The 13,939-nt window shown below is 35.9% G+C and carries 12 protein-coding genes; 11 read left to right on the top strand and 1 reads right to left on the bottom strand.

The window, feature by feature from the left end; translation table 11 throughout:
* Positions 1-2 precede the first annotated feature (2 nt).
* From ACQ76T_RS11060 to ACQ76T_RS11015, 10 genes are all read left to right on the top strand, one after another.
* Entirely contained in the window at positions 3-4,517 is a 4,515-nt protein-coding gene (locus ACQ76T_RS11060) for a TonB-dependent receptor plug domain-containing protein (protein ID WP_431343348.1), read from the top strand.
* Positions 4,518-4,669: 152 nt separating this feature from the next.
* Entirely contained in the window at positions 4,670-5,173 is a 504-nt protein-coding gene (locus ACQ76T_RS11055) for a GbsR/MarR family transcriptional regulator (RefSeq protein WP_431343347.1), read from the top strand.
* Positions 5,174-5,244: 71 nt separating this feature from the next.
* On the top strand, positions 5,245-5,589 hold the full coding sequence (locus ACQ76T_RS11050) for a hypothetical protein (RefSeq protein ID WP_431343346.1): 345 nt from the start codon (positions 5,245-5,247) through the stop codon (positions 5,587-5,589).
* 7 nt (positions 5,590-5,596) lie between these two features.
* Positions 5,597-6,007 carry a hypothetical protein gene (locus ACQ76T_RS11045; RefSeq protein WP_431343345.1) on the top strand — a complete coding sequence of 137 codons (411 nt, stop codon included), beginning with the start codon at positions 5,597-5,599 and terminating at the stop codon, positions 6,005-6,007.
* Positions 6,008-6,137: 130 nt separating this feature from the next.
* Positions 6,138-6,509, top strand: coding sequence for a hypothetical protein (locus ACQ76T_RS11040; RefSeq protein WP_431343344.1), 372 nt, complete (start codon positions 6,138-6,140; stop codon positions 6,507-6,509).
* A gap of 104 nt (positions 6,510-6,613) precedes the next feature.
* Positions 6,614-7,087, top strand: coding sequence for an SRPBCC family protein (locus tag ACQ76T_RS11035; protein ID WP_431343343.1), 474 nt, complete (start codon positions 6,614-6,616; stop codon positions 7,085-7,087).
* Between the two features lie 49 nt (positions 7,088-7,136).
* Positions 7,137-7,841 carry a YqjF family protein gene (locus ACQ76T_RS11030; RefSeq protein WP_431343342.1) on the top strand — a complete coding sequence of 235 codons (705 nt, stop codon included), beginning with the start codon at positions 7,137-7,139 and terminating at the stop codon, positions 7,839-7,841.
* 81 nt (positions 7,842-7,922) lie between these two features.
* Positions 7,923-8,822 (top strand): TIGR01777 family oxidoreductase, encoded by a 900-nt coding sequence (locus ACQ76T_RS11025; protein ID WP_431343341.1) that lies wholly within the window; start codon positions 7,923-7,925, stop codon positions 8,820-8,822.
* A 50-nt stretch (positions 8,823-8,872) separates the two neighbouring features.
* Positions 8,873-10,315, top strand: coding sequence for an alpha-L-fucosidase (locus ACQ76T_RS11020; protein WP_431343340.1), 1,443 nt, complete (start codon positions 8,873-8,875; stop codon positions 10,313-10,315).
* Entirely contained in the window at positions 10,315-12,972 is a 2,658-nt protein-coding gene (locus ACQ76T_RS11015; protein WP_431343339.1) for a glycoside hydrolase family 3 N-terminal domain-containing protein, read from the top strand. Before ACQ76T_RS11020 ends, ACQ76T_RS11015 begins: the two co-directional genes overlap by 1 nt.
* Positions 12,973-13,025: 53 nt before the next feature.
* Here the strand turns inward: ACQ76T_RS11015 and ACQ76T_RS11010 are convergent, their stop codons facing one another.
* Positions 13,026-13,400: a hypothetical protein gene (locus tag ACQ76T_RS11010; protein ID WP_431343338.1), complete on the bottom strand. Its 375-nt coding sequence runs from the start codon at positions 13,398-13,400 to the stop codon at positions 13,026-13,028.
* A gap of 231 nt (positions 13,401-13,631) precedes the next feature.
* On the opposite strand from ACQ76T_RS11010, the gene ACQ76T_RS11005 reads away from it, so the two are divergent.
* The gene (locus ACQ76T_RS11005) at positions 13,632-13,895 is read left to right on the top strand and encodes a hypothetical protein (protein WP_431343337.1); all 264 of its coding nucleotides are present in this window, start codon (positions 13,632-13,634) and stop codon (positions 13,893-13,895) included.
* Positions 13,896-13,939: the final 44 nt, after the last annotated feature.

The raw sequence follows: 13,939 nt of genomic DNA, 5'->3' as shown, positions 1-13,939 counted from the left end.
TTATGAATCTCAAATTTAAATCATATATCATTCTGTTGAATATCCTGCTTTCAAGTATTTTTCTACAGGCGCAGCAGCAATCATTTCAGAATTTTGAAAAAGAAAAAACGTACATCCAGACCAACCATGTTTTTTATAAACCGGGGGAAGGAATGTACTTTAAAATTTATGTAGTAAAAGGTAAAGATAATCTTCCCGCCGAAGATAGCAGAGTCGTTAATCTGGAAATTCTTGAACCTAATGGAAGTGTATTCAGAAAACAAAAATATGAGATTACCAATGGCTATGCTCAGGGATATTTTTATTTCGCGGACGACATGAAAGGAGGAATTTACAAGCTTCGGGCTTACACCAACTGGATGCAGAATGAAGAAGGAAAAAACACCTTTGAAAAGGAAATTAATCTCCAGAAAATAGTATCACCAAGAATTTTGATGAAGCTTGATTTTCCTAAAAAAGGATATGGCCAGGGAGATGAGGTAATTGCCGATTTTTCTATGAGAAGTCTCAGCAACCTTCCAATACCTTTCTATGAAGCAGATTATATGGTGATGCATAATGGCGAAACTGTTTCAAAGGGCAAACTGACCACAGATAAAGAAGGGAAAAAAGCCCTGAAATTTAAACTTCCGGATACATTAAAAAATGCAGATGCTCTGTTGAATATAAAAGTCAATTTTGATGGCTTTACTGAGTCCATTTCAAGAAATATCCCTATTGTTCTGAATAATTTGGATGTTAAATTAATGCCTGAAGGCGGAACTCTTATCAATGGAATTGAACAGAATATGGCTTTTAAGGTGGTCGATGAATTTCAAAAACCTGTAGATGCCGTTTTGGGAATTTACAATCAGAAACATGAAAAAATACAGGAAGTCCAGTCTTATAATTTTGGAATGGGAAGCTTTCTGTTCACCCCAAAACAAGGGGAACATTATTATGCAAAAGTGATAAACCCTGAAAACATCACCCAAATTTATCCTCTTCCTGAAGCTCAGAATGACGGAGTGATTTTCAATATTAAGAAAGAAAATAAAAAGCTCTTCTTAACCATCGTTTCTACTCAGGAAAGAACGGTTACATTAAAAGGAAGCTTTCGCGAAAAGGAAGTCTACACTAAAGTTTTATCATTAACAAAAGGGAGCAATCACTTAGAACTTTCTGAAAAAGATTTTCCGGTCGGGATCTGCAGATTCACCGTTTCGGATACTCATCGTCCTATTGCGGAACGTATTGTTTTTACCAATAAAACCAATCAGCTTACCGTAAAAATTAAGCCTGTAAAACAATATTATTTACCCAGAGAAAAAGTGGTTTTGGATATTGAAACCACCGATGAAAACAACAAGCCTGTTACCGCCAATCTCGGAGTAAGCGTTGTAGATGATAAATTATGGACATATGCCGATGACAAGCAAAACCACATCATTTCATGGTTGCTGATGGATTCTGAATTAAAAGGCAAAATTGAAAAACCACAGTTTTATTTCGATCCAAAAGAAGAAAAAGCAGATAAAAGTCTTGATCTTGTCATGCTGACCAATGGCTATAGATATTTTGAACTGAATCCGGATGTCCTTAGAACCAACAAATACAAATATCTTCCGGAAAAGAAAAATACAGTGTATGGCATTATAGAAGATGAAGACAAGAAGGCGATAAAAGCTGAGGTCTTTCTTACAGATGGTATTAAAATTCTTAGACAGGCGACTTCTGAAAATGGAAAATTTTATTTTTCAGACTTAGAGGGAGGTGTAGATTATAAAATCATTGCCAAATCTTTTGAGCCTAAACAGAATGTAAAGATTAAAATTTTATCGTACAATTTGGACGTTAATCCTTTAACGAAACAAACTCTCAGCAATATAGATGTAGAAGAAATTGTGAAAGAAGCAGAGTTAAAAGAAGCAGCAAAAATAGAAAACAGACCGAATATCTCGCACTTGAACAAACTCGGAAATGCAAAATATGATACTGTAGGGTCTCAAAGTGTTGAAGAGGTAATCGTTATGGGGTATTCTATGACAAAGAAAGATTATAAATCAACTTCGGTGGTTACTATAAATTCTAGTGTAGAAATTCAGAACCCTGATATGACGTCATTATTGAATGGAAAAGTAGCAGGACTTATCATCACTCCTACCAGAGAAGCAGGAACGAATACTCAGGTAAGAATCCGAGGAGAATCTTCTGTAGGGAACAGGAATCCACTATTCATTGTAGACGGAATTCCGGTGGAAAACTTTAATGCCACCATAAATCCGAATGATATCAGCAGTGTTACCGTTCTTAAAGATGCGGCTGCAACATCTATTTATGGTTGTAGAGGCGTCAATGGAGTGATAATCATGAATTCTTTTAAAAACGATACCTCAAAGATCCAGTTTGATATTACTCCAAAAACCTATTTTGCAGTAGAAAGGATTCCTTCCGGAAATTTTGTGTCCTACAACGAAACTCGTCAGTTTGCTTACCCGGAATATACCAGCACTAGCACCTCTCATCGTTTTGATTACAGAGAAGCTATTTATTGGAATCCCGTGGTAGAAACCGATAAAAACGGAAAAGCAAAAGTTGAGTTTTATAATTCCGATGCCAACACAACATTCAGGATCATCACAGAAGGAATTTCTGATGCGGGACTTTTAGGAAGAGATGAAACGACATACGCTGCACAAAGTCTGATTTCAATAGATGCTAAAATTCCGCAATATCTTACCAGAACAGATCAGATGATGATTCCTGTTGTCATTAAGAACAATTCTAAGGAGACCAGAAAAATGACGATGGATGTGGTGGTTCCTAATGATGTAAAACTGATAAAAGCAGACAGCCTGATCACCTTAAAACCATTGGAATCAGGAAGGTTTTTTGTAACCATACAAACCGATGAAGTGGTAAAATCTAATCTTCAATTGATCATAAGGTCAGGAGATTTCAGAGAAACGGTTATTTTGCCTTTTAAAGTTGAAGAAAAAGGATTTCCGCACAAATATTCTCTTATTAACAATACAACGGAAGATCTCAAAATCAATATTCCTGAATATATCAACGGAAGCTTTTTTTCCTCTTATTATGTATTTCAGAATGCCGCTCTGCAGATGTTTGAAGATCTGGAGCGTTTGAAAAGAGAACCTTATGGATGTTTTGAACAGCTTTCGGCAACTGTTTATCCAAATATATTTATTTTGGATTTCCTAAAAGCTACTCATAAAATAGATTCTTCCACAGAAAATCTGGTCATCAGAAATCTGAAAAAAGGATTCCAGAAAATGTTAAGCTATAAAAATAACGATGGAGGGTTTGGATATTTCAATAGTTCAGAATCTGATGTCGCATTGTCTGCATTTGCATTGCTGGAGTTTAAAGGTTTGCAGAAATATGTAATGGCAGATCCGCAGCTTATTCAAAAATTATCTGCCTTTATTTTATCAAAAAAGAGTGCTGTCGGATTGTTTGAAGTAAGAAACAGCTATGAGGTTAATATGCCAATGAATGAATTTTCATGGTCCAGAAATATGTATATTCTGTATGCTTTATCAAAACTTGGGTTTAAAAACGAGATTGAAGATTCTTATAAAATAATGCTGAACAAAGCTTTGGCCACCAAAGATTCCTATCAGCTGGCTTTGCTTGCCAACGCATCTGCCCAACTCAACAAACATAAGGAATATGATGATCTGATGGCTATTTTGAACAAACAATATGAAACGGAAAAACTGATAACTAATGCTACTTTTACTTATTCGGGAGGAACTTCAGCCAGCGCAGAAATTCTTTCGTTGTATCTTATGGCGCTTCAGAAAAATGAAAAAAACAGTCAAATAAAAATTGCAGCTGTAGCAGATAAATTGATCGCACACAACGGATATTATGGATTTGGTTCAACACAGGCCACCAGCCTCGCAATTGAAGCATTGTCTGAATTCTTTTCAAAAAATGAAAAACTGTATGGTAATGATAAACCGTTGATTACGATCAATAAAGCCAGTGTTTCGCCTTCCGCAAGTCTTTCTTCGGCATTTAAAGCAGGAGAAAACCAGATCGGCATACAGTATTCCAATCAAAAAGGGCTTCCCTATAAGTTAGATTACGAGTATTATACCTTGCAGGCTCCCGAAAGTAAAGACATTCCTTTATTGTTGGAAACAAAACTTGCCTCCGAATCTTCAAAAGTAGGAGAGACCAATAGAATGACGGTAAAAGTTAAAAATAAAATCAATGGTAACTTACCCATGACAGTCGCAAAAATTGGTATTCCAGCAGGATTGACGCTTCAAAATGCTTTGCTTAAAGATATGATCGACAAAAAACAGGTTTCCTATTACGAGATCTTTGACAATTATCTTGTCTTATATTGGGAGCACTTGGAAGCAGAAGAAACAAAAACCATCAATTTGGATCTGAAGGTGGAATTTGCTGGAACCTATACTGGAAAATCAAGCAACGTATATCTGTATTACATGCCGGAATCAAAATATTGGAATCAGGGAATCACAGCAAAAATTGAACCTTAATGAATGCTTAATTAAGTCGCATATGAATTAAAACTATCTAAAACAGGCACTCTTCGGGGTGTCTGTTTTATTTTACAAATTAATTTTCAAAAATTATTGAAAATTCAAAAAATATAATTACATTTGTAAAAGAAACTTTAAAGAGATACAAGATGCAGCTTTCAGAAGCAAAAGAAAAATATATTCAGACGTGGGGTACCTTTGCCACCAATTGGGGGATCAACCGTACCATGGCACAGGTGCATGCACTGCTTTTGGCGAGCGATAAGCCCCTCTCTACCGATGAGGTGATGCAGCAGCTGGAGATTTCAAGAGGAAATGCCAATATGAATCTCAGAGGACTTATTGACTGGGGAATTGTAAAGAAAGAACTTATAAAAGGAGATAGGAAAGAGTATTTTGTGGCTGAAAAAGATGTTTGGTATCTCTTCAAACAAATTACCAAGGAACGAAGAAAAAGAGAAATTGAACCTGTAATTTCTTTCCTGGAAGAACTCAAAAATATTGAGGATAAAGACTCAGCAGAAGCAAAAGAATTTATTAAACTGATGGATGATTTCAGTTCTGTAACAGGAAAAATCAACAATATTATGGATCTGGCGATAAAAAGTGATGATCACTGGCTGGTAGGGAAGATTACCAATCTGCTGAAATAGAAAAGAGGATGAAAATCCTTTTTTATTTCAGTATTGTTTTCAAAAATTACTGAAAGTATAAAATTTATAAAATGTTTAATATCATATCATACGTGATTTTTCTCAGCATCAGTTCATATATCACAATCGATGTAGGAAGAAGATGCTATCATGAGGGAAAAGCTTATCTGAAATATTTACTTCATGATGATGATCTTTGTCTGACGATTAACAGGATACTTCTTGGCTGCTATTATTTGGTGAACTTAGGGTATATCGCGATAAGCATTACCTCCTGGATCACAATCAACAGCGTTGAAGATATGATAACGGTTACAGCCATAAGAATTGGAAGTATCATTTTAATTCTCTGCGGATTACATTACTTGAACATTTTCATTCTTTACTTTCTAAGAAATAAATTAACACTAAAATAACCATATTATGGCAACTACAGTTTTAACCACAACGTATAACTTTTCAGCGTACATGATCTACCTGCCAATCGTAATTAGCCTTACCATATTGGTTTCTCAGTTTCTATTTAAAAACTCAAAAACATTCATGGTCGATATTTTTCATCAGAAAAAAGATATTGCCATGGCAACCAACTCTCTTTTTAAAATAGGTTTTTACCTTCTAAATCTAGGTTTTGCACTTTGCATCATTGAATTTTTTCAAATTGAAACCGTAGAAAGACTAGTGGTTGCACTCAGTAAAAAAATAGGTGGGTTTTCCATTTATTTGGGCGTAATGATGCTTCTCAATCTATTATTATTCTTGAAAGGACGTAAACATGCGTTGAGAAAAGAAAAAATAGAAAGCGATCAGATAAGCGGTCTTGAAAGAAATTAATTTTTATTTGAAATAATCTTTCAAAAATTCCTGAAAGCTTTAAATAAATAGTAATTATGAAAAATTTTATCATTCACCTATTTCTGATTCTTTATTTCAGAAAAAGAGGTTCACATTAAATTGTAATGCCATGAAAACATTTGTAAAATATGACTTTTATATTCAGTTGTTCTTTTTGATACTATGGCCTCTTGGGGCTATCCTGAGCGGCATGGAAGGATGGATGATGTTTTACTTTATTGTAGGAATTCCTCAACTGATCAGTTTTATCATCAAAATTTGTCTTAAAATAAAAATATCACCGCTTTTTCTGATCTATGGAATGACAATAATGCCCGTGTGGATTTCTTTACTCCTACTTCAAATAATAGGAATTGATCATAAAATAATGGAGATACCCGGATGTATTGTAATAATGGCGTTTTTCTATAGTCCTTTTATGGGTTTATTGTATGTAATCGAAAGTCATAATCTATATGAATCGTTAAAAATAAACCAATGAAAAAGTTCAAAAATCCTACTCTTATTTACGACAATAACTACCTCATATGGGGCATCTTTACTCCAAAACCTATTTAAGCTCCAGGCTTCCAAAACTTATAAAAAATGTCAAAAATTTATTTAGTAACCCTTATCAATGCTGATATTCATTATGTTTTTGATTTGGCCCGTAATATTGATCTGCATCAGAAATCAACCGCAAAAACTAACGAAAAAGCAATTGCCGGACGCACAACCGGATTGATTGAAGTGAACGAAACGGTAACCTGGAGAGCAAGACACCTTGGAGTATATCAGAATCTTACTACAAAAATCACCAGTATGGAGAAACCCCATCAATTTACAGATGAAATGCAGAAAGGAGCCTTCAAATCTATGAAACATCAACATATTTTTAAAATGATCAACGACAATACATTAATGATAGACATCTTTGAGTTTGAATCTCCTTTGGGAATAATAGGAAGCTTCTTTAATAAGATTTTCCTTACCCATTATCTTGAAAAATTCCTGTTGGAAAGAAACGCTTTAATAAAAAGTACAGCAGAAGCTTCCAAAATCTATAAAATAGCAACTTGAAGTCAGAAATAACAGCTGATCTTTCTTTAATCATTAAAAACACGCAATTATGAACTTTCTAAAAGCAGAGTGGCGGAAACTAGCCATTATCAATTACGAAATTGATCCTCAGATACTGTTGAAATATCTTCCTAAAGGGACCGAACTCGATTTTTATCAAGGGAAATGCTATGTAAGCCTGGTGGGATTCATGTTTTTAAATACAAAACTAATGGGAATTCCCGTTCCTTTTCATCGCGATTTCGAAGAAGTGAACTTAAGGTTTTATGTGAAGAAAAAAGAAAATGGGATCTGGAAGAGAGGCGTGGTCTTTATTAAGGAAATTGTTCCAAAACCCGCGCTCAGCTTTATTGCCAATTCTGTTTACAAAGAAAACTATCATACCCTGCCGATGAAGAATTGGATTCATGAAAAAGAAGGTGAACTATTGATCAAATATTCATGGAAAGACAAAAACTGGCACTCTATACAGATCAAAGCCGATTCAACCGCCCAGCCTATGCAAGAGGGCTCTGAATTTGAATTTATCACAGAACATTATTGGGGATTTACCAAAAAAGAAAATAGGACGTCAGAATATGAAGTCTGCCACCCAAAATGGGACTTTTATTCAGTAAAAGAACATCAGCTGGAAATTGATTTTGAGAAGATCTACGGAAACGATTTTGAGTGTTTGAACCACCAGAACCCAATTTCAGTAATGCTGGCAGAAGGCTCCGGAGTTCAGGTGAAAGTCAAAAGTAATGTGATGTAAAAACAATACCATCAGATACTGTCGTAGTAAATTCAGGTAAAAAAATACACGATTCAATTCTTCAATTTTAAAATTCAAACAATGAAAATAATAATAGCCGGAGGTACCGGATTTCTTGGTGAAAATCTAGAAAAATATTTTACGGAAAAAGGAGATCAGGTTTATATTTTAACCAGAAAACCTAAACGTTCCAACGAAATATACTGGAATGCAAAAGATATAGGAGATTGGAAAAATGTACTTGAAAATACCAATGTTTTAATCAATCTTACCGGAAAATCTGTTGATTGCCGTTATCATGATAAAAATAAGCGGGAAATCTATACCTCAAGAATTGAAAGTACACATGTTTTACAAAAAGCATTAGACCAATGTCTGAATCCTCCAAGAATATGGTTGAATGCCAGTTCTGCCACTATTTACGTCCATTCAGAGACACAGGTAAATACCGAAGAGAACGGAATTATAGGAGACGATTTTTCTATGAATATCTGTAAAAGTTGGGAAAAAGAGTTTTTTGCAATTAACAATGAAAAAATAAGAAAAGTAGCACTTCGTACTTCAATAGTACTTGGTCATAATGGCGGCGCCTTTCCAAAGCTGAAAACAATTACCAGACTTGGTTTGGGGGGAAAACAGGGAAGAGGAAATCAAATGGTAAGCTGGATACATATTGATGATTTTTGCAAAGCTGTAGACTGGATCATTCAAAATGAAGAAATTTTAGGACCCATCAATATAACGTCTCCTGAGCCTATATCAAATGAAACCATGATGAGAACATTAAGGAAAAAGCTCAAGAATCCATTGGGATTAAATGCTCCGGTATGGCAGTTAGAAATAGCATCCATATTCCTGAAAACAGAAACAGAACTGCTTTTAAAAAGCCGTAATGTTTATCCTGAAAATCTTATAAAAAGTGGATTTCAATTTGCTTTTCCGAATTTCGATCTGGCACTTGCTCAATTGTTGAAATCTTAATGTTTGTAGATTAGGGAGAGGATAAGTAAATTAGCAAAAACTATTTCCATATGCTAATCAGGCCCAAAGCAAAAATTCTGCTCTTATCATCACTACTCACCGGTTCATTTTTATTTTCACAGGCTCATAACGTATCCGAAGGCTATCAGAGACCTTCAGATCCACTTGTTGTACAAAATCTGGAACAGTGGCAAGATTTGAAATTCGGACTTTTTATGCATTGGGGAACCTACAGCCAGTGGGGGATTGTGGAAAGCTGGAGCTTGTGTCCTGAAGATGAATCGTGGACGCAAAGAAAACCTGAACATGGGGAGTCTTACTACGAATATGTAAAAAATTATGAAAATCTTCAAACGACTTTCAATCCTACCCAGTTCAATCCACAAAAATGGGCCGACGCGGTAAAAAAAGCGGGAATGAAATATGTGGTTTTTACCACCAAACATCATGATGGTTTCGCCATGTTTGATACCAAACAGACTGATTACAAGATTACCTCTGCAAAAACCCCTTTCTCACAAAACCAGAAGTCAGATGTGACAAAAGAGATTTTCAATACTTTTAGAAAAGAAGGATTTAAAATTGGTGCCTATTTCTCAAAACCCGATTGGCATTCCGACAATTATTGGTGGTCTTATTTCCCTCCGAAAGATCGAAATGTCAACTATGATCCGAAAAAATATCCCGAAAGATGGGACAACTTTAAAAAATTTACATTCAATCAGCTGAATGAACTCACTTCCAACTATGGAAAAGTAGATATTCTTTGGCTGGATGGAGGTTGGGTTCGCCCTTTTCATACCATAGATCCAAAAGTGGAATGGCAAAGGACCATCAAAGTCGAACAGGATATTGATATGAACAAAATTGGTGCTATGGCGAGGAAAAATCAACCTGGGATTATCATTGTAGACCGCACCGTACCGGGAAAATGGGAAAATTATGTGACGCCCGAGCAAGCCGTTCCTGAACATGCTCTTTCCATTCCGTGGGAAAGCTGTATCACGATGGGAGATTCTTTTTCTTACGTTCCACATGACAATTATAAAGGCTCTCAAAAGATCATTGAAACCTTGGTTAAAATTATTTCAAGAGGCGGAAATTATCTGATGAATATTGCTCCAGGACCTACTGGAGATTATGATGCTATCGTTTACGAACGTTTAAAGGAAATTTCCGGATGGATGGAGAAAAATCAATCAGCAGTTTTTGCCACAAGAGCTGTAGCTCCTTACCACGAAGGGAATTTTTATTATACCCAAAGTAAAGATGGGAAAACCGTTAATATTTTTCATTTGGATGAAAAAGCTGATTATACTTCCCCATCCGTTTTACATTTTGCAGTTCCTGAGAATTTTAAGCCAAAATCATTAAAAATATTGGGATTATCGGGTAAAATTCAATGGAAAATATCCGATAGATCTATTGAAATAAACCTGCCTAAAGAAAGAAATCAGTTAAAATATGCAACCGTAATTCAAATTACCCAATAATGAAGTTGAGATATACTATAGTGGGAATCTCATTACTGAGTTCTGTTTTTATAGCAGCCCAAAAACCTTTGTATAAAGATTCCAGACAACCTGTTGAAGCCAGAGTTCAGGATTTACTGAAAAGAATGACGCCCGAGGAAAAATTCTGGCAATGCTTTATGATCCCCGGAGATTTGGATAATGCACCGAAAGGGCAGTATTCTCACGGGATTTTTGGATTACAGGTGAGTGCCGGGAATTTAGGAGGAGGAGCTGCCGGACAATTATTGAAATACAACGCTAACGAAGGTGCTGAAAAGCTGGTGAAAAAAATCAATGCGATTCAGAAATATTTTATTGAAGAATCCAGGTTGGGGATTCCCATCATTCCCTTTGATGAAGCCTTACACGGATTGGTACGCGAGGGAGCCACTGCTTTTCCACAGGCGATCGGACTGGCCGCGACTTTCAATCCTCAGCTGATGAGTAATGTTTCAATAGCAATTGCTAAAGAGTCGAAATTGAGAGGAATCCGTCAAATTCTGACTCCTGTTGTCAATTTGGCCAATGATGTAAGATGGGGAAGAACAGAGGAAACCTACGGTGAAGATCCTTTTTTGACTTCTGTAATGGGAGTAAGCTTTGTAAGTTCCTTTGAAAATCTGGGAATTATTACCACACCCAAGCACTTTTTGGCCAATGTAGGAGAAGGAGGAAGAGATTCGTACCCAATTCATTGGAGTAAAAGATACCTGGAAGAAACTCATTTGGTTCCTTTTTACAATGCCTTTACCAAAGGAAAAAGCAGATCGGTGATGACTTCATATAATTTGCTTGATGGAAGGCCCGCTACAGCGAACCATTGGCTGCTGACCGAAAAATTGAAAAAAGAATGGAATTTTCAGGGTTTTGTGATCAGTGATGCAAGTGCGGTAGGAGGGGCAAATGTGCTGCATTTTACAGCAAAAGATTACGATGATGCCTCTGCACAGGCTATAAATGCCGGGCTGGATGTGATTTTTCAGACAGAATATAAACATTATCAGTTATTCATCCCTCCGTTTTTGGATGGAAGAATCTCCAAAGAAAGAATTGATGACGCTGTTTCCAGAGTTTTGAAAGCTAAGTTTGAGCTCGGATTATTTGAAAACCCATATGTATCTCTTAAACAAATTGAAGAATTAAAAAAGCTTAACCATAAGCCTTTAGCAGAGAAAGTGGCTGCTGAATCTTTCGTTTTGCTCCAGAACAATGGAGGAACGCTTCCCATTCCGGGAAATGTGAAAAAAATTCTAGTGGTTGGTTCAGATGCATCGGATGCGCGACTGGGTGGATATTCGGGTCCGGGAAATCAAAAAGTAAGTATTATAGACGGAATTAAAAATTTCACTAAAAACAAAAATATGGAAATCCTTTATTCAAAAGGAATCGACTGGAACATACAAGATTTTATCCCGGTTTCTAATGAATTTATATCTTTTGAAAATAAGAAAGGGTTAAAAGGAGTCTATTTCTCCAATTCTGATCTGAAAGGAAATCCAGCGTTCGAAAGACAGGATGGGCAGATCAATTTCAAATGGACATTATATTCTCCCGATCCTGAAAAACTTCAGCCTGATAACTACAGTATCCGATGGACCGGAAAACTGGAAGCTCCGGAATCGGGTAAATATCAATTGGGACTTCGGGGTAATGATGGTTTCAGATTATATCTGGACGGAAAGTTAATGATTGATCAATGGGAAAAACTGAGCTATTCCACCAAAACCATCGATATAGATTTTATAAAAGGAAAAAAATATGACCTTACGATAGAATTTCGTGAGAATCGGGGAGAAGCCAATATTGATTTGATCTGGAATTATAGCTTACATCCTTACCAAAAAGAGTATAATGAAGCCTTACAGCTGGCCCAAAATGCAGACTATATTATTGTAGCAGCTGGAATTCATGAAGGAGAATTTCAGGATCGATCCTCATTAAGTCTCCCGGGAAATCAGGAATCATTTATACACGAAGTTTCAAAGTTGAAAAAGCTAACCACTGTAGTTCTTGTTGGAGGGTCTGCGATAAAAACAACATCGTGGAAAGATAAGGTAGGAGCAATTCTGGATATCTGGTATCCTGGAGAAGAAGGAGGAAATGCCGTTGCGAAAGTTCTTTTCGGAGCCGAAAATCCATCAGGTAAATTACCTATCACTTTTCCTATTGAAGAAGGGCAGTTGCCGCTGAGCTATAATCATCACCCTACAGGTAGAGGAAATGATTACCATGATTTGAGTGGCGAACCTTTGTATCCATTTGGTTTTGGGTTAAGCTATACCTCTTTTGAAATCTCAGGTTTGCAGCTGAATAAAGCTCAATATTCCGAGAATGAAACAATTGTAGCCAAAGTAAATGTAACCAATACAGGTTCCCGGTCTGGAAGTGAAGTCGTTCAGCTGTATACGAAAGATTTGCTGTCTACGGTTTCGAGGCCGATCATTGAATTAAAAGGATTTCAGAAAGTAGAACTAAAGCCCGGTGAATCAAAGCTGGTAACGATAGAGATTCCGGTAAAACAATTACAGTTTTTGAATGAAAAAATGGAATGGACCGTAGAAAAAGGAACGTACAGAATTATGGTAGGAAATTCTTCTAAAAACCTGCCTTTAAAACAAAATATCGAGATCTTATAAAATATAATGTACAATATTGATGATGGGCGAGATACTTTTTGGAGATAAAAGGCTTATACCAATCTGCAGGGAACTTCTAGATCTTCAGTTAGGTAATAGCTGCAGCATAAACGGTGATAACCGTCAGCAATGATCAATTCATTTTGACCTCTTACCAGTAAAATGGGGGAGAGTTTTTTATTTTTCTCTACTTTTTTTAGATTTTCTTTTACATGAATGTTGGTCTCAGGAAGTAATGCGAGCTTGCTGGCTCTCAGAATATCTTTAGATTTTTTGTTGATAGTGGTTGCTTTTTTTAGTTTTTCCACCAGTTTTAGTGCCTGTTCCGGTTCAAAGAGAAGCTCGAGATAATCCTGAGCTGCCGGGAAATCATGAGGTTCAGGATCTTTTAGCCAAATGCGGTCTTTGCTTAGTAAGTTTTTCTTCATGGGTGTTATCAAATGTAAAATATTAAATAAATTTATGAAAAAACATTCATAATCAGAATTTTAATTGTTAAAATTGTTCGTCGGAAGTTATTCTCTGCAGAGGAAATAAAAGAAACTTTATACATTTTTTAAGAAAATGTTGGTACGATATATGTACAATATCCTATGAACCTGAATGTTTTTCATCAGCCTTTATCGCTTAATGAAATTCATTTGCAAAATATAAATATCATGAGACAGTATTTAATTTCAACCCTATTCGTATTAGGTTTAGCCATGAATGTTTCAGCACAGAAACATCCGCCAGTTCCACCACATCCTTCAAAAAGCGAGATGGTGAATATTAAAATGCAGGAGCTTACCAAAAAATATAATACGGAGAAAAAACTCATTCTAAATCACCCGCTTGCCACTAAACAGATGAAGAGAGATCAGATGAAAGCCTTAAATGAAAGATTTGCAACTGAAAAGCGATTACTTAGACAAGCGAAATAATTGATATTTCTTGCTGTTTTTAAAATCAAAAAAGCCTGTTTTTA

Origin of the sequence: Chryseobacterium sp. JK1 (assembly GCF_050632815.1) — a bacterium.
GTDB lineage: Bacteria > Bacteroidota > Bacteroidia > Flavobacteriales > Weeksellaceae > Chryseobacterium.
Note: the sequence above shows the minus strand (reverse complement) of the source record. Positions and strands in the feature narration are given on the sequence as shown.